The 16,857-nt window shown below is 45.3% G+C and carries 13 protein-coding genes; 5 read left to right on the top strand and 8 right to left on the bottom strand.

What is annotated here, in order from left to right:
* Nucleotides 1–2: 2 nt before the first annotated feature.
* Nucleotides 3–851 (top strand): ABC transporter permease, encoded by an 849-nt coding sequence (locus MSG33_RS10380; RefSeq protein WP_005393492.1) that lies wholly within the window; start codon nucleotides 3–5, stop codon nucleotides 849–851.
* Between the two features lie 120 nt (nucleotides 852–971).
* On the opposite strand, the gene MSG33_RS10375 is transcribed toward MSG33_RS10380, so the two are convergent.
* Nucleotides 972–1,406: a hypothetical protein gene (locus MSG33_RS10375; protein ID WP_074191227.1), complete on the bottom strand. Its 435-nt coding sequence runs from the start codon at nucleotides 1,404–1,406 to the stop codon at nucleotides 972–974.
* 445 nt (nucleotides 1,407–1,851) lie between these two features.
* Here MSG33_RS10375 and MSG33_RS10370 point away from each other — a divergent pair, with 445 nt between their 5' ends.
* On the top strand, nucleotides 1,852–2,385 hold the full coding sequence (locus tag MSG33_RS10370) for a hypothetical protein (protein ID WP_012841894.1): 534 nt from the start codon (nucleotides 1,852–1,854) through the stop codon (nucleotides 2,383–2,385).
* Between the two features lie 350 nt (nucleotides 2,386–2,735).
* The gene (locus MSG33_RS10365) at nucleotides 2,736–5,180 is read left to right on the top strand and encodes a collagenase (RefSeq protein ID WP_248380952.1); all 2,445 of its coding nucleotides are present in this window, start codon (nucleotides 2,736–2,738) and stop codon (nucleotides 5,178–5,180) included.
* 160 nt (nucleotides 5,181–5,340) lie between these two features.
* Here the strand turns inward: MSG33_RS10365 and MSG33_RS10360 are convergent, their stop codons facing one another.
* The 7 genes from MSG33_RS10360 to MSG33_RS10330 all read right to left on the bottom strand — a co-directional run bounded on the left by MSG33_RS10360 (nucleotide 5,341) and on the right by MSG33_RS10330 (nucleotide 14,116).
* Nucleotides 5,341–7,137, bottom strand: a complete 1,797-nt coding sequence (locus MSG33_RS10360; protein WP_248380949.1) for an aminopeptidase P family protein — start codon at nucleotides 7,135–7,137, stop codon at nucleotides 5,341–5,343.
* Nucleotides 7,137–8,129, bottom strand: coding sequence for an oligopeptide/dipeptide ABC transporter ATP-binding protein (locus MSG33_RS10355; protein WP_248380946.1), 993 nt, complete (start codon nucleotides 8,127–8,129; stop codon nucleotides 7,137–7,139). The genes MSG33_RS10360 and MSG33_RS10355 overlap by 1 nt, the downstream gene beginning before the upstream one ends.
* A gap of 9 nt (nucleotides 8,130–8,138) precedes the next feature.
* Entirely contained in the window at nucleotides 8,139–9,122 is a 984-nt protein-coding gene (locus MSG33_RS10350; RefSeq protein WP_248380944.1) for an oligopeptide/dipeptide ABC transporter ATP-binding protein, read from the bottom strand.
* Nucleotides 9,123–9,132: 10 nt separating this feature from the next.
* Nucleotides 9,133–10,065, bottom strand: a complete 933-nt coding sequence (locus MSG33_RS10345; protein WP_005377839.1) for an ABC transporter permease subunit — start codon at nucleotides 10,063–10,065, stop codon at nucleotides 9,133–9,135.
* A gap of 9 nt (nucleotides 10,066–10,074) precedes the next feature.
* Entirely contained in the window at nucleotides 10,075–10,995 is a 921-nt protein-coding gene (gene oppB, locus MSG33_RS10340) for an oligopeptide ABC transporter permease OppB (protein WP_248380942.1), read from the bottom strand.
* 143 nt (nucleotides 10,996–11,138) lie between these two features.
* Nucleotides 11,139–12,749, bottom strand: a complete 1,611-nt coding sequence (locus MSG33_RS10335) for a peptide ABC transporter substrate-binding protein (RefSeq protein ID WP_248380940.1) — start codon at nucleotides 12,747–12,749, stop codon at nucleotides 11,139–11,141.
* 260 nt (nucleotides 12,750–13,009) lie between these two features.
* Nucleotides 13,010–14,116, bottom strand: coding sequence for a M20/M25/M40 family metallo-hydrolase (locus MSG33_RS10330; RefSeq protein ID WP_248380937.1), 1,107 nt, complete (start codon nucleotides 14,114–14,116; stop codon nucleotides 13,010–13,012).
* A 539-nt stretch (nucleotides 14,117–14,655) separates the two neighbouring features.
* On the opposite strand from MSG33_RS10330, the gene hppD reads away from it, so the two are divergent.
* On the top strand, nucleotides 14,656–15,729 hold the full coding sequence (gene hppD, locus MSG33_RS10325) for a 4-hydroxyphenylpyruvate dioxygenase (RefSeq protein WP_248380934.1): 1,074 nt from the start codon (nucleotides 14,656–14,658) through the stop codon (nucleotides 15,727–15,729).
* Nucleotides 15,722–16,852, top strand: coding sequence for a homogentisate 1,2-dioxygenase (locus MSG33_RS10320; protein ID WP_005388948.1), 1,131 nt, complete (start codon nucleotides 15,722–15,724; stop codon nucleotides 16,850–16,852). Before hppD ends, MSG33_RS10320 begins: the two co-directional genes overlap by 8 nt.
* The last annotated feature ends 5 nt before the right edge of the window (nucleotides 16,853–16,857 follow it).

Below are 16,857 nucleotides of genomic sequence, written 5' to 3'. Positions count from 1 at the left end.
CCATGGCATTACCAAACTATGCATCAAAAGTAGAGCGAGTCGCTTACGCAGGCTACTTAGTTTTTTGTGGGTTGGTGCTGTTCTTTTTAATCGCTCCAATTCTGACCATCATCCCGTTATCGTTTAATGCAACGCCTTACTTTACTTTTACCGAGGGGATGCTAAACCTTGATTCGGCAGCGTATTCTACTCGCTGGTATCAAGAAATGTTTACTAGTGATCAGTGGCTGTTGGCGCTGAAAAACAGCACGTTCATTGCTTTTATGGCGACACTCGTTGCAACAGGGCTAGGAACTCTGGCGGCGTTGGGTTTAGCCAGTAGTAATTTGCCTTTTCGCAATACCATTATGGCGCTGTTGATCTCACCTATGATCGTACCAGTCATTATCTCTGCTGCTGCGATGTACTTTTTCTACACACGCCTTGGCTTATCACAAACTTATCTAGGCGTCATTTTGGCACACGCTGCGTTAGGTACGCCTTTTGTCGTCATTACCGTTACTGCGACCTTAAGCGGCTTTGATCATAGCCTGGTAAAAGCGGCGGCTAGCTTAGGAGCAAACCCTGTTTATACTTTCAGACACATTACCTTTCCGCTGATTCGTCCGGGGATGATTTCTGGCGGCTTGTTTGCTTTTGGCACATCGTTCGACGAGGTTGTGGTGGCGTTATTCCTGACTGGGGCAGAACAAAAAACCGTTCCGAGGCAGATGTGGTCAGGAATTCGAGAGCAAATTAGTCCGACCATATTGGCGGTCGCTACGTTGCTGATTTTTATGTCGGTGTGTTTGCTCGTGACTTTAGAAGTTCTACGTAGGCGTAATGTACGCATTCGAGGCATTCAAGAATAACCAAACTTTTTCTTTGTTGCTCGCTATGCACTTTTGTTTAGGGGCTCCTCAATTTTTGACCAAATGCGCCTCATTGTTGGCGCTTGTCTTTTGTGTTTATCGTCAGCGATGACTGACATATCACTCTTGTAGCTTAATGCCAGCTTGCTCGAAACGTGCCAAAGGCGACTTGTTCGATTGCTGATACCAACTAGCTGGCATGTTTGATTTAAGTTGCGCTTTTTCTTCCTTGCTAATCACAACATAGTGCAAAAACGTATTAAGTGTGGTTACCATCACGTCAAACGTCATTTCTCCATCTTTGCTGATGGTTTTCAATAACCCAACGACGGTTTCCTCAGAGACTAACGGTTCAACCACCGCCTTTTTTCGCTCTTTTATTGATGTTGAAGCGGGCAGGTTTGCACGTGCCGTCTCCCAGCAAACTTTGTTGGTTTTACTGACAAGGTTGTGCTTGTAGCAGTAGTAACTGAATAAAAAGCGTGGCAGGTTTTGCCAGCGTTCGGCTTGGACTTCTAACCAAAGGTGTTGTAGCTCAATATCAGCGTCGGTCATAAATATTATGGGAGATTACTAAAGTAGTGGCATTCTAACGTTTCATCAGTAACCCCGTCTATGATCAGCATAGTCCGATGTAGTATGTTGAAATTTTGGTTCTCAATGAAATAGTGGCTTTTCATTACTGTAAATAGTGAGTGTTTTGTCCAATCTCTGACATTGATATTTGACTTTGGTAGTAGAGTGTGGGCGTTTTTGTTTTTATAGTGTCAATTTTATACCGTTACATACTTGGGATTGCCTTTTCTAAAATAAATACTTTTATCAAAGTAACTGTGTGATTTTCATTCAAATAGTTGGTGGTTCTAAGTGATGAAAATTCTGTTTATTACGTTACAATCGAGATTAGGTAGTAATGTGTAGCGTGCTGACGAAAACCTCGCGTCTTCTATCTTGCTTTTTGTGTGCTACTTTTTAGTAAGTATCTTTTGGGTGGATTTTTATGTTTGGAGTTAAAAGAAATGCTGCTATATCTGGCTTGTATCAAGCAAGTGAGTTAAAAGCAAAGCTGTTCTCCAAGGAGTTGGAAATCTTAAGACTTAGGGCTGAGTCTGAGTTTAATAAAGTGCTCGATGAGTTACTAAGAATTAAAGATAACAATACCAGACTACGTGAAAGTGGACTTATTGATAAGCTCGAGCAAGAAAAGTCTAAGTGGAACAGCGGTCAGCTTAAAGATATCGAACAGCGCATAAGTAACGTTGAGCTCTTTATCAAGGATTGTGTTTTATATATCAGCAACATTGAAACCCAATTCGCTAAAGATAGCGACTCAGGGTATGGTGAATTGAGTTGCCGTGCTCTTGAAGATGAATTGGAAACACTGTCTTTTAGTAAGATCCTTAACGCATCAGCGCATGAGTATTTTTATAATTCTAAAGAGTATGAAATGTACCTTGAAAACACACCAAATACCGAATTTTTGCACGCGTTAAAAGAACAAATTACCGCACTCTTCGACCACAAAGCAGCCTAGAACCTACAGAGTATTAGCCCATTGTCCGATTCCTTCTTTAGGGGCTTTGATTCGCGAATTTTTACCGACCCGCTTTGGAGTATACCTAGCCATTTAACGTGCTGGGTATACCCGTTTAACTACACGTTTCTTCTCTAGCTCATCTCTATTTTTTAACAAATACGAATTTTTAAAGCTCACTCCGTGTTCCTTCTGGTACCAAAAACTGATACCGCCATACCCAGTTGTTAACAAAATGTTTCTTCTTGTCTTGCGAGTAGATTATATGGAGATGCTCTTGCAGTAATAAGGGCAGTGGCGATGCAAAAGACGTAATGCATCTAAGGAAAACTCAATACAGAAGAAATTAGATGGAACTGAAGATTTTGAGTGTCGCGATTGCGACAACATTAACCAGCACTGGCGTATTTGCGTTAAGCGAGCCAGTTTCTCAAGTTACAGAGCAACATGCACATTCGGCTCATACACACGGTGTTGAATCTAATCGAGTTGAATACCAACCAACCGCAACTCTCCCAATTCAGCCCTCTAAGGCAACTCGAGTACAGTCACTTGAAAGCCTTGATGAGTCGAGCACTGCTTGTGATTTGGAGCTATTGGTTACCGAAAGCAGTAACCAATTGATCAGCGAAGTTTTAAGTCAGGGCGCGACGTGTGTGAACCAGTTATTCTCTGCTGAAAGTCGGATTCAAGAGTCGGTATTTAGCTCCGATCATATGTACAACATCGCTAAGCACACTACGACATTGGCGAAGGGGTATACGGGTGGCGGGAGCGATGAACTAGAAACGTTGTTCTTATACTTACGCGCGGGTTATTACGCCGAGTTTTACAATGACAACATCTCATTTATTGAATGGGTAACCCCTGCGGTGAAAGAGTCCGTGGATGCGTTTGTTAACAACGCAAACTTCTACGAGAACAGCGATCGTCATGGCAAAGTGCTTAGTGAAGTTATCATCACTATGGATAGTGCGGGCTTGCAGCACGCGTACTTACCGCAAGTGACCCAGTGGCTTACACGTTGGAATGATCAATACGCCCAGCACTGGTATATGCGCAATGCGGTTAATGGTGTTTTCACTATTTTGTTTGGTGGGCAGTGGAACGAGCAATTTGTGCAAGTAATTGGTAACCAAACAGACCTTGCCAAAGCTTTAGGCGATTTTGCTCTAAGGGCGTCATCAATCGGTGCTGAAGATGAGTTTATGGCCGCGAATGCAGGGCGAGAGCTCGGGCGTCTGACCAAGTATACGGGTAACGCGAGTTCTGTTGTGAAGAGTCAGCTGAGTCGAATCTTTGAACAGTATGAAATGTATGGTCGGGGTGACGCGGTTTGGCTTGCGGCGGCGGACACCGCCTCATATTACGCAGATTGTAGTGAGTTCGGAATTTGTAATTTCGAAACTGAGCTAAAAGGCTTGGTGCTATCGCAAACTTATACTTGTAGCCCGACAATCCGAATTTTGTCTCAGAATATGACGCAAGAGCAACACGCGGCCGCATGTTCTAAAATGGGCTACGAAGAGGGTTACTTTCATCAGTCATTAGAAACTGGTGAACAGCCAGTAAAAGATGACTACAACACTCAGCTCCAAGTCAATATCTTCGATTCAAGCACTGATTATGGTAAGTACGCAGGGCCAATTTTCGATATTAGTACTGACAATGGCGGTATGTACTTGGAGGGCGACCCTTCCCAGCCGGGGAATATTCCCAACTTTATTGCTTATGAAGCCTCTTATGCGAACGCGGATCACTTTGTCTGGAACCTAGAGCACGAATACGTGCATTACTTAGATGGTCGATTTGATCTCTATGGAGGGTTTAGTCATCCAACTGAAAAAATAGTGTGGTGGAGTGAAGGCATTGCAGAGTATGTCGCTCAAGAAAATGACAACCAAGCAGCACTTGAGACGATTTTAGACGGCTCGACGTATACCTTAAGTGAGATTTTCGAGACTACTTATGATGGGTTTGATGTCGATCGAATTTATCGTTGGGGGTACTTAGCTGTACGTTTTATGTTTGAAAATCATAAAGATGACGTAAACCAAATGCTGGTGGAAACACGCCAAGGGAATTGGAGCAATTACAAGGCCACGATCACCCAATGGGCGAATTTATATCAAAGTGAGTTTGAGCAGTGGCAGCAAGCCCTTGTCTCAAATGGTGCACCTAATGCAGTCATAACCGCAAACAACAAGGGGAAAGTCGGTGAAAGCATTACATTTAGCAGTGAAAACAGTACAGACCCAAACGGGAAGATCGTCAGCGTCTTATGGGACTTCGGTGATGGCTCGACAAGTGCACAAACCAAGCCGACGCACCAATATGGGAGTGAAGGGGAGTATTCGGTCAGTCTAAGTGTGACAGACAGTGAAGGCTTGACGGCAACCGCCACTCATAGTGTTGTTATCTCAACGTTGGGCGGTAATGACACATTGCCACAAGACTGCGCGGTGCAAAGTAAAGTAAGCGGTGGGCGCCTAACAGTAGGAGAGCCCGTTTGCTTGGCAAATCAACAAACCATTTGGCTGAGCGTGCCAGCGGTGAATGAGAGCTCAAATCTGGCGATAACGACGGGAAACGGTGCGGGCAACCTAAAGCTTGAATACAGTAACTCCGGTTGGCCGGATGGTACTAATCTTCACGGGTGGTCAGATAATATTGGTAATGGAGAGTGTATTACGTTGTCAAATCAGAGTAACTACTGGGGCTACGTTAAAGTCTCTGGTGACTTTGAGAATGCCGCCATCGTCGTTGATTTTGATGCTCAGAAGTGTCGTCAGTAGGGCATTTTAACTGCATCATTTTAATTTAATTGATCGCCTCGCTAACATTGCGGGGCGTTTTTGTTTTTCACGCCGTTATCTCTATAAAAAAACCAGCCCGAAGGCTGGCAAACAAGGAGTTTGAGATGAAAATGAAAACGTTATAAAGCTTGCTGATATCCTATTTCTCAATAAGTTGGGTTGTGCTTTGCAGCCAGTTTTTATCTTGCGTATCAAGAAAAGGGCTAAGCGCCTGATAGACACGTGAATGGTAATGATTGAGCCAGTCTAGCTCTGCTTGATCTAGCATTGATAAATCAAGGGCGTTGGTCGCAATGGGAGCAAGAGTGATGGTCTCAAAACCGTAGAACGTGCCGAACTCATTTTGTTCTACTTCTACAACTTTAAGAATGTTCTCTATTCTTACCCCGTACTCACCTTCGCGATAAACGCCTGGTTCATTAGTAATTACCATACCTGGTTTTAGCTCAACCTCGCGGTAGCTTTGCGAGAAATTTTGTGGGCCTTCGTGAACATTCAAGCAAATGCCCACGCCGTGTCCAGTGCCGCACTTGTAATCAATACCATGTTGCCATAAGACGCCACGCGCCATGATATCAAGATTGGCACCCGTAGAGCCTTTCATGAATCGAGTCTGAGTCAGTCGGATGACCGCTTTGAGCACCAAGGTATAATCTTTGCGCTGCTTAATGGTCGGTGACCCGAAGTGGAAAGTACGGGTGATGTCTGTTGTCCCGCCAAGGTATTGGCCACCAGAATCGACGAGAAAGAAGTTGCTTTCATTGACTACTGCATTGCTTTCTTCATCGGCGGCATAATGCATTTTTGCCCCGTGAGCTGCGAAGCCTGCAATAGTGCGGAAACTATCACTTACATAATGTCGGGTTTGACGGCGATAGTGATTCAGTTGTGCCTCAGCAGACAATTCTGTAACGAGTCCGCTTGGAACTTGCTCTTCTAGCCAGTTCATAAACCTTACGATTGCCACACCATCATCTGTTAATGCCTGTTCTAGGCTAGTTAGCTCGGTCGCATTTTTTATGGCCTTCATTGCCGTTACAGGGCAAGCCATTGGCTTTAGATTCACATTCCCTTCAATTGAACTCACCAATAAGCTGTCTGTGTGGGTCGGGCTAAAAGCGAGCGATAATCCCTCACATTGCTGATTCAAATACTGACTTACGTAGTTGTAATGGCGAATGTGTACACTTTGCTCGGTCAACGACTTTTCAACGTCTTGAGGCAGTTTGGCTTTATCAATAAACAGTGTCGCAAGTGATTGCTCTACGATTAGATAGGCTTCAGAAACTGGGCAGTAATTCGTATCACCACCTCGAATATTCATTGTCCACATGACATCATCTAGCGTTGACACTAATAAGCTATCTACTTGGTTCTCGGTTAACCAAGAACGGATTCTCGCTAACTTATTTTCAGTGTCAACGCCAGCAAAAGCGGTGGGATGCTCGAATACGGGTGTACTTGGGCGAAGTGGTCTTTCAAGCCAAATCGGTGTGAGTAAATCCAGGTCGACAATGATCTTAATGTTTTTCGTTTCAAAGGCTTGTTTGAGGCCTTGATAAAAAGCGTAACTGATGGCGCGCCCGTCAACCGCGACAATACTGTTTTCTGGGAGCGTGGTAGCCAGCCATTTGGCAATTGTCGGCGTTTCCGGTTGTTTGGCTTTAAACAGTTCAAGTCCTGTGCCGTGTAACTGCTCTTCAGCTTGAATATAGTAACGACCATCAGTCCACAGGCCACCACCTTGTTGGGTAATGACGATATCGCCTGCTGAGCCGGTAAAACCTGAAATCCAGCTTCGCGCTAACCAATGATCCGCTGAGTATTCACTGTTATGTGGGTCATTGTTGGTTACGATATATGCAGACACGTTGTGAAAGGACATTGCCTCACGCAATAATGTAAGGCGTTGGTTTACTGAGTTAGTATTGTTCATTAAATGGTTCCTAAAGTCATATTTGAGCAATAGATATGATGCTGCTTCGAGCCTGTTTTTATTGGGTTCTGTTGCCCGCATACTTCTGTGGCTTCTGGGCATCGAGTACGAAAAACGCAACCGCTCGGTGGGTTAAGTGGAGAAGGAAGATCGCCGGGCAATAGTTGTATTTCACGGTCACGTGCTAATTGCGGATTAGCTATCGGGACAGCAGATAACAGTGCTTTGGTGTAGGGGTGTTGAGCATCATCAAATACTTTATCGTAACGTCCTACTTCCATAGGTTTACCAAGATACATCACCATAACGCGGTCGCTGATGTGGCGCACCACGCTTAAGTCATGCGCAATCATCACCAGTGTTAACCCCATTTCTTGTTTGAGATCATCTAGAAGATTGATGACCTGAGCTTGTATGGAGACGTCTAGCGCACTAACGGGTTCATCACACACGACCAAATCTGGATTGAGAATTAATGCTCTGGCAATGCCCACACGCTGGCATTGACCTCCGGAAAATTCATGTGGATAGCGGTTTCGCTGGCTCGCCAAGAGACCCACTTTATCCATCATAGCGATGACACGCTTTTCTACCTCTGCCCGTTTAAGTTGTGGCTCGTGGGTGAGCAGTGGTTCGGCGATGCATTCTGAGATGGTTAATCTCGGATTCAAACAAGCGGATGGGTCCTGAAACACCATCTGAAATTCTCTACGTCGAGAGGAAAGCTCTTTCTTACTAAACCCGCGCATGTCTTGATCTTTCCAAGTCAACTCGCCATGTGTAGGTTCAATTAAGCGAAGTAAGGCGCGTGCAAGCGTTGATTTTCCGCAGCCTGATTCCCCCACAATGCCAAGTGTTTCACCTCGATAAACATCTAAGTCGATACCATTGACCGCTTTCACGATTTTACGTTGACTTGGAATAAGGTGACGCGAAACAGGAAAGTGGACGTTTAAATCACGAGCAGACATGAGGACTTCTTTTTTATTCATAATGCCTCCTTAAGCTTTTATTTGAATAGGAGTGATAACGCTGGGTGCGTTAACGTGACAGGCAATGGACTGGCTCGTGTTTAATGGAGAAAACCGTGGGGTTTCGTATTGGCAACGCGTCTCTCGATGCTCGCACCGCTCTCTAAACGGACACCCTTGATGGTTAATCAACGCACTTGGTGGGTTACCTGGGATGGTTGGTAAACGTGGCATATCTTCAGTGATAGAAGGAATAGCCTTTAGCAGGCCTTGAGTATAGGGGTGCGCAGGTTGAGCGAACAATGTCTCGGTATCGGATTGCTCCATTTTTTGACCACCATACATGACCAATACGCGATCACACATCTCGGCGACGACGCCCATGTCGTGAGTGATCAGTAAAATAGCCGTGTTGAACTCTTGTTGTAAGTCTCGTAATAGCGTCAAAATTTGAGCCTGAACGGTCACATCCAGCGCGGTGGTTGGTTCGTCTGCAATTAGCAACTCTGGCTTACACAACAATGCCATCGCTATCATGATTCGCTGACGCATTCCGCCAGATAATTCGTGAGGGTATTGATTCATCCGAGTTTCGGGAGAGGGAATACGCACCGCATCCAACATGTGAATCGATTCAATTTTTGCTTGTTTTCGGCTCATTCCTTTATGAATCATGAGAACTTCACAAAGCTGTTTGCCAATTTTCATGAATGGATTGAGTGACGTCATCGGATCTTGAAAGATCATTCCGATTTTCTCTGCACGGATGCGGTTGAGCTGCTTTTTCGACATCGCGAGTAAATCATCATCGTGGAACATCGCGCTGCCAGACACGGCGCCGTTATCCGCGGTTAACCCCATTAACGCGAAGACAGACTGGCTTTTTCCCGAACCTGACTCTCCAACAATCCCAAGAGTCTCGCCTGCTTTAATCGAGTAGGAGAGATTACTGACCGCTTGCACTTGCCCATCTGGCGTATCGAAGCGCACGTTCATGTTTTCAATAGATAGCATGGGTTTGTCCTTATCGGTCTTTCGGGTCAAGAGCATCACGTAAGCCATCGCCGATGAAGTTAAAACAAAAGAGGGTGGCAACTAAAAACAGAGATGGAAAAAGCAGCATCCACAATGCAACGTCAATCGTTTTTGCGCCTTCGGAAATTAGGATTCCCCAGCTCGTGTCGGGTGGTTGAACACCAAGCCCTAAGAAGCTTAAAAACGATTCGAACATAATGAATCCTGGTACCATTAAGGAGGAATAAACCATCACGATCCCAAGCACATTAGGCAGAACATGGCGTCGGACAATTGTCAATTTAGAAACCCCAATAGAGTGCGCGGCTTCGATGAACTCTCGCTTTTTGAGACCGAAGGTGACACCACGTACAACACGAGCAATGCCCAACCAAGATACCATTCCGATCACGATAAAAATCAGATAGATGTTATTGCCAAAAAGGGTAACGAACAGGATAACCATAAACATAAATGGTACCGAATCGAGCACCTCAATAATGCGCATCATTACGCTATCGACAACGCCGCCAAGATAGCCGGAAATACTTCCCCAAATCGTACCAATAACAACGGCGACTAAGGCGCCAACAAAACCTACCAAAATAGAGAGCCTGCCGCCTTGCATCGTGCGAGCAAAGACATCTTGCCCGAGATCATCGGTACCAAAGTAATGACCACTGCTCAGTGAAGGTTTTCCTAGCTCGTATGGATCGATGAGCACTTCCCAGTCAATTTCATCATGGCCAAAAGCGGCAAGAGAGGGGCCGAAAGTGATGCATAAGGTAATGAACGCCAAAACATACACTGATGTCATCGCGGCTCTGTTTTTACGAAATCGAGTCCATGCATCCTGCCAAAGACTGCGACCTTCGACGGCTTCAATATTGTCGACGACTTGATCTTGAAGAGCTTGTGTATCCAGTTTTTTGATCGTTAACATGCCGGACTCCTAAACGCGTATACGAGGGTCGATAATCGTATATAGCAAGTCGACCACAAGGTTAAAGAAGATAGTGAGTGAAGCGACAATCAGAGTAATGCCCATTACTAGGCCGTAGTCGCGGTTGAGAGCTCCAGACACAAAGTGTTGTCCCATGCCACCTGTACCAAAGAAAATGTCGATAATCACCGAGCCTGTCACGACAGACACAAACGCAGGGCCGAGCATCGCAACGACGGGAATCAAGGATGGTCGCAAAGCGTGATGGAATAAAATGTAGGTTGTGGACAAACCTTTGGCTTTTGCCGTTCGAATGTATGGTTGGTTGAGCGTTTCAATCATTGCGCCACGCATGACGCGTGCAATACTCGCAATGGAGCCAATCGCCAGGCTGAGCACGGGAAGAACAAGAAAAGCCAGCTTTCCTCCTTCCCAACCACCAGCAGGGAACCAGCCGAGCTGAATAGCGAAAATCATGACTAAAACCGGAGCAAGCACGAAAGCTGGAACCACAACTCCAGTCATCGAAAGTGTCATCAGGCCGTAATCTAGGCGGCTATTTCGGTTCAATGCCGCAATGGTGCCAAGTAACATGCCAAGTGGAACGGAGATACAAAAAGAGAGTACGCCTAATACTGCTGAAACTGGCCATGATTGTGCGACGAGCTGTGTAACACTGAAGTCTTGATAAACGAAGCTCGGACCGAGATCTCCTTGTATGAAATTACCAATGTAAATCCAAAACTGAGTAAGGAAGGGCTGGTCCAAATGGAATTTTGTTTCGATATTCGCACGTACCACTTCTGGCATAGGCCGTTCCATATCAAATGGTCCCCCCGGTGCAATGTGCATCAGCCAAAATGATACGAGTGCGATGAATAGAAGCGTGGGGATAGCGATAGTTAATCGCTTAACAATGTACCAAATCATGATCCATCATCCTTTGGTCATCCGAAATCACTTCGAACGGTTATGAATAAAAAATGGTCTGAGCTCAGGTTGCCTTCTCCACCGAGAGATATGAGGAACGATAAGTAAACATTGAATTGCCGACTCAGACCGAAAACATGCTTTTAGTGGGCTTTCACATAGACATTCTTGCGGTAGTACGACGACTCAGGGTTTGTCAGTTCGTAGCCGCCCACATAAGGCTTGATGAGGTATTGATCGTTACCCGGACGATAAATAGGAATAATGGCCATGTCTTCAATCAGCATGCTTTCTGCTTGTAGATACAGTTCTGATGGGTTGCTCATGGTCTTTGAGCGAGCCATTAACTCGTCGTATTGCGGGTTGTTATAACGAGAATCGTTGTACTCGCCACTAGAAACGAAGATATCCAACCATGTAGAGGCTTCATTGTAGTCGGCCGTCCAGCCGCCGCGAGTAATGTCGGTTGGCTCTTTAAGTGCGTAGAACACTTTCGGTTCTAGCTGTTTTATTGTGACTTGCGCACCCAAACGGCTTTTCCACATACCTGCCATGGTCGTTGCCATTTTTACGTCCATCGAGAAAGTTGGTACGGTAAACGTTAACTTAAGCGGATTGCTTTTATCGTATCCAGCTTCTGACAGTAATTGCTGCGCTTTTTCGATACGTTTATGACGGTTCCAAGTTGCGAACTCAGGAATGTGAGATTTAAAACCATCTGTTTGAGGTGGCACAAGGGTATACATTGGAACCCCACCGTTTCTCAAGATAGCACTCGTTAACAGTTGACGGTCAATGGCATATGAGAGGGCTTTACGGACCCGCACGTCTTTTGTTGGTCCTTGTTGAGTGTTGAGGTAATAGAATGTGGAACCAAGAGACGCACTGGTGTTTGCCACTTCTTGTGGGCGTTGTTGAATTAACTTTTTCTTCTGAGCGGCAGGAATGGAAACTGCTTGGTCTATCTCACCGGCTAGGTAGCGGTTTAGCACTACGTTTGCATCACCAATTGGTAGCCAGGTGACTTTTTCCAGCACTACATTGCTTGCGTCCCAGTAATGTGGGTTTTTAACCATCACCATTTTTTCGTTAACTTTCCATTCAGAGACAGTAAACGCCCCATTTGTAACGATATGTTCTGGCTGGGTCCAACGGTTGCCATGTTTTTCAACGGTCGCTTTGTGAACGGGGGCAAGCACTGGATGACTTAATAGTTTCGTAAAGAAGGGAATCGGCTCTTCGAGTGTTACCTGGAATGTTTTTTCATCCAGCGCCTTCACGCCCAAAGACTCGGGTTCGGCTTCGCCCTTCATAATGGCTTGTGAGTTTTCGATATTTGGAATGGCGGCAAACCAAGCGTACGGTGAAGCAGTGCTTGGATTCAGTAAGCGTTGCCAGCTGTAGACAAAATCTTGTGCAGTGACCGTTTCGCCATTTGACCATTTTGCATCACGTAAGTGGAAGGTATAAACCGTATTGTTGTCATTGACTGACCAAGACTCAGCAACACCAGGAATGGTTTTACCTTGCTTATCTTGAATTACCAGGCCTTCAAATAGGTCTCGACCGAGATTAAAAGCGGGCTCTGCGGCTTGCTTGGCTGGGTCAATAGAAGTAACTTCAGCCCCATTGTTTAGCGTAATTTCTTGTGTCTCATCGAGGGTCACACCTGCGGGATACGGCGCGGCATAGCTTGATGTTGCCAGTATTGGGCTCATCATCGATGCTAACAGAAGCAACTTAGGTAATTTCATCCTTGTCTCACTCTTTTCATCCTGAAAGATGCTAGAAATGTATATTGTATAAATTGTCCACACAATCGAGTTTTAACAATGTTGTAACAGGGTGCCAAATGTTGGGCTATTTGGTATCAAAAAGTGAGCTGGGGGATTGATATGGAGTCGGCACTAAGTCCGCATTACGGGGTAGGCTTTGTTTCGCGCAAATAAAAAATCCCCTTCAAGCGCGCGCTAAAAGGGGAGGGTAGTTCGTCTGCTCTTCAAAAGGTACGACGTTAACTGACTAGGAAATGTTTTACGAACTCAGTGATTTTGACCATATCACTTACCGCGATAAACTCTTCTGTCGTGTGTACTTTTGCCATGCCAGTTGAAAGATTGACCGTTGTGAGACCTTTCTTGTTAAAGCTGTTAGCATCGCTACCGCCGCCAGTGCCTTTTGTGAAAGCCTCAATTCCCAACTCTGCAAACGCCGCTTTGATAGCGCTAACGTGTGGGTGGTTTTCTTCAATAACAAATGCATCGTAGGCTCGGCTAGATTCAATGTCGACTTCTGCACCGTGTTTTTCACAGACAGACTCTAATGTTGAGATCATATGATTGACCTGAGCATCTAGTTTATCGCCATTCAGGGAGCGTGCTTCTGCCACGATTTTTAATTCAGGCATGACAATGTTTGTGGCCTGACCGCCATTCACTATACCGATGTTGGCTGTCGTTTCTTCGTCGATGCGAAGCAGCTTCATTTGGTTGATGGCATCTGCCGCCACCATGATAGCACTGATGCCTTCTTCTGGCGCAAGCCCTGCATGTGCTGGTCGACCTTTGATTGTTGCCACGATTTTTTGCTGGCCTGGGGCTGCGGTCACAATAGTGCCAATAGGACCACCCGTATCTAACACGATTGCTTCCGTTGAAGCGACGTGTGACATATCGAAGTATTGTGAACCGAATAAACCGCCTTCTTCATACACGGTGAAAGCAAGCTCTAACGTTTTGTGCTCAAGGTTTTCCGCTTGAATACAACGAACGGCTTCCATGATGGCAGCAATACCAGATTTATCATCGCCACCAAGAATCGTATTGCCTTCTGAACGGATAACGCCGTCTTCGATGATTGGCTCAATGCCAATACCTGGAGTGACCGTATCCATATGACAGCTCATTAGGATAGAGCCGTCTTTTTTGCCGTCTAAACGGGCGTACACGTTAAAACCGTTAGAAATATGCTCAGGCACTGGAAGCTTGTGCACGGTAAAGCCTAGCTCGCCTAGCTGTTCTGCCAGTGTTTCTGCAATTTGTTTTTCGTTTTTTGATTCGCTGTCGATACGTACTAGTTGGCAAAAGTGTTCAACTAGGCGTTCTTGATTGATGTGTGTCATTAGATGTCTCTTTTTCTGATCGAGCGTGAAGCACTGTGGCTAGGGCTCGATAGGGAACAGAGCACCACTTATGGCACAGTTACTTTTGAATAAAACTGAGGTGAATCAATAAAGGAGTATCCATGACACGATTCTGACCGATGAGCCTTTCGAACTGTATGAAGCGTCACGAAACATTACTTTTGATGTTTTGCAGGATCAAATGAATAAATCGGATAGAGATAGGGTGCAATAGACTTTCCATCCCCTTTTACTTTTTGAGCTACGTTGCCAAGATAAAATGCCAAAGTAACAACTTGTTTACATTTTGTGTGTTGGCGTAAAGCCGAAAATATCACTCTAATATATTGAAAATAAGCAGTTTGTTTGATGTTTACGAAAGTGGGTTCGATGCGCCTACCGCGTGTAACATATATTTTACAATTGTGCGTAAAAATCGCCAAGGTAAAGATTTCTCCCCACGTATTCCAATTTCTCAAGACCTGCGCCAAGTTAGAAAAATAAGTCCAAACAAAAGCTACTGAGACAAGGAGAAAGTCATGGTTGATGCATATAACCCACTAGGAACAGACGGATTTGAGTTTGTTGAATATACCGCTGCTGACAACAACGGCATTCAACAGCTTAAAGATCTGTTTATATCGTTAGGTTTTGCGGAAATTGCAAAGCATCGCTCAAAAGAAGCGTGGTTATATCGACAAGGTGACATTAGCTTTATTGTGAATGCGCAGCCGCATAGCCAAGCTGAGGGATTCGCCAAAGTTCACGGTCCGTCGGTTTGTGGCATGGCATTTCGTGTGAAAGACGCCACCGTTGCTCTGGCGCATGCATTAGAGAATGGCGGTAAAGAATATAAAACGGAAATTGGGCCGATGGAGCTAAGCATTCCTGCTATTTATGGCATCGGTGAAAGCTTGCTTTATTTTGTCGATCGTTATGGAAAGCAGAGTATTTATGATGTCGATTTTCGTTTTTATGATGATGCTGATGAGCGTTTATCAAAAGCGAATGTTGGTCTTTACGAAATCGACCACTTAACGCACAACGTTAAGCAAGGCAACATGGATGTCTGGTCTGGTTTCTATGAGCGCATTGGTAACTTCCGCGAAATTCGTTATTTCGATATCGAAGGTAAGCTGACTGGTCTTGTCAGCCGTGCGATGACCGCACCTTGCGGCAAAATCCGAATTCCTATCAATGAGTCGTCAGATGATAAATCACAGATTGAAGAGTTTATCCGTGAATACAATGGCGAAGGTATTCAACACATCGCATTGACCACAGACGACATCTACGAAACGGTCAAAACCTTGCGTGAGCGAGGCATGGACTTTATGCCAACGCCAGATACTTATTACGAGAAAGTCGATCAGCGTGTTGAAGGCCATGGTGAAGATGTAAGCAAGCTTCGTGATTTGCAGATTCTTATTGATGGTGCGCCAACGAAAGATGGCATCTTGCTACAAATCTTTACTCAAACCGTTATCGGCCCTGTGTTCTTCGAAATCATCCAACGTAAAGGCAATGAAGGCTTTGGCGAGGGTAACTTCAAAGCGTTGTTTGAATCGATAGAAGAAGACCAAATTCGCCGAGGAGTATTGAGCGATGCATAAATGGATCACATTCCCTCACCGGGAGGGAGTGTGCTCTAAACAAGCGCATGCTGACTTCCCGGAAGAGGCAATTTATGAACGTGAGGCAGGTCGAAGTGGCTTCTTCGGCCCCGCAACACATTTTCATCATCAACATGCCCCAACGGGGTGGTCTGAGTGGGAGGGCGAGCTACGTCCACGAGCATTTGATTTTAATCTAGTCGAGAAAGCCAGCCATATTACCCCTTGGGCAGTCCCGCATCTATTACACAACGCGAATTGTAAAGTTCGTGTTTGGCGTATGGATGAAAAAATGGACTTCTTGGTGAGAAATGCAGATGGCGACGAACTGCTATTCATCCACCAAGGTACGGCAGATCTCTACTGTGATTATGGTCATTTGAAAGTGAGTGAAGGGGATTATGTCATGATCCCGCGCTCAACGAGCTGGCGTTTAGAACCAAGCGAGCCGATGTTCATTCTGATGATTGAAAACACCGATGCGGCCTATACATTGCCCGAAAAAGGCATGGTTGGAAACCACGCGGTGTTTGATCCGGCGGTTTTAGAAACGCCGTCGATCAACGATCAGTTCCGTGCTCAATATTCCGAGAATCAAACACAGGTTCAGGTGAAACGCCACGATAAAGTCAGTGTTATCACTTACCCATTCAACCCGTTGGATGCGATTGGCTGGCATGGTGATTTGGCGGTGGTAAAAGTGAATTGGCGTGATATTCGTCCACTCATGTCACATCGTTACCACTTACCGCCTTCTGCACATACTACATTTGTAGGAGCAGGATTTGTGGTGTGTACCTTCGTTCCTCGTCCAATTGAAAGTGATCCTGGAGCGCTCAAAGTACCGTTCTACCACAACAATGACGATTATGACGAAGTCTTGTTCTACCATGCAGGTGACTTCTTTAGTCGTGACAACATTGAAGCGGGTATGGTGACATTCCATCCAGCAGGATTTACACATGGCCCTCACCCGAAAGCTTTCAAAGCAGGGCGAGAGCATAAGAAGACTTTTACCGACGAAGTCGCGGTCATGATTGATACGCGTCACGCACTTCAGTTTTCGGATGAGCTGGAAAAAGTAGAAAACAAAGAATACGTCTATAGCTGGCAAGAGAAGTAAGAGGC

Origin of the sequence: Vibrio sp. 1CM7H, assembly GCF_023161645.1 — a bacterium.
Lineage (GTDB): Bacteria > Pseudomonadota > Gammaproteobacteria > Enterobacterales > Vibrionaceae > Vibrio > Vibrio diabolicus.
This window is presented reverse-complemented; position numbering and strand designations above follow the sequence as displayed.

What these genes read in the sequence shown, in the direction of transcription:
- MSG33_RS10380 (WP_005393492.1), top strand. Translation starts at nt 3, where the DNA reads ATGGCATTACCAAACTATGCATCAAAAGTAGAGCGAGTCGCTTACGCA.
- MSG33_RS10375 (WP_074191227.1), bottom strand. Translation starts at nt 1,406, where the DNA reads ATGACCGACGCTGATATTGAGCTACAACACCTTTGGTTAGAAGTCCAA.
- MSG33_RS10370 (WP_012841894.1), top strand. Translation starts at nt 1,852, where the DNA reads ATGTTTGGAGTTAAAAGAAATGCTGCTATATCTGGCTTGTATCAAGCA.
- MSG33_RS10365 (WP_248380952.1), top strand. Translation starts at nt 2,736, where the DNA reads ATGGAACTGAAGATTTTGAGTGTCGCGATTGCGACAACATTAACCAGC.
- MSG33_RS10360 (WP_248380949.1), bottom strand. Translation starts at nt 7,137, where the DNA reads ATGAACAATACTAACTCAGTAAACCAACGCCTTACATTATTGCGTGAG.
- MSG33_RS10355 (WP_248380946.1), bottom strand. Translation starts at nt 8,129, where the DNA reads ATGAATAAAAAAGAAGTCCTCATGTCTGCTCGTGATTTAAACGTCCAC.
- MSG33_RS10350 (WP_248380944.1), bottom strand. Translation starts at nt 9,122, where the DNA reads ATGCTATCTATTGAAAACATGAACGTGCGCTTCGATACGCCAGATGGG.
- MSG33_RS10345 (WP_005377839.1), bottom strand. Translation starts at nt 10,065, where the DNA reads ATGTTAACGATCAAAAAACTGGATACACAAGCTCTTCAAGATCAAGTC.
- oppB (WP_248380942.1), bottom strand. Translation starts at nt 10,995, where the DNA reads ATGATTTGGTACATTGTTAAGCGATTAACTATCGCTATCCCCACGCTT.
- MSG33_RS10335 (WP_248380940.1), bottom strand. Translation starts at nt 12,749, where the DNA reads ATGAAATTACCTAAGTTGCTTCTGTTAGCATCGATGATGAGCCCAATA.
- MSG33_RS10330 (WP_248380937.1), bottom strand. Translation starts at nt 14,116, where the DNA reads ATGACACACATCAATCAAGAACGCCTAGTTGAACACTTTTGCCAACTA.
- hppD (WP_248380934.1), top strand. Translation starts at nt 14,656, where the DNA reads ATGGTTGATGCATATAACCCACTAGGAACAGACGGATTTGAGTTTGTT.
- MSG33_RS10320 (WP_005388948.1), top strand. Translation starts at nt 15,722, where the DNA reads ATGCATAAATGGATCACATTCCCTCACCGGGAGGGAGTGTGCTCTAAA.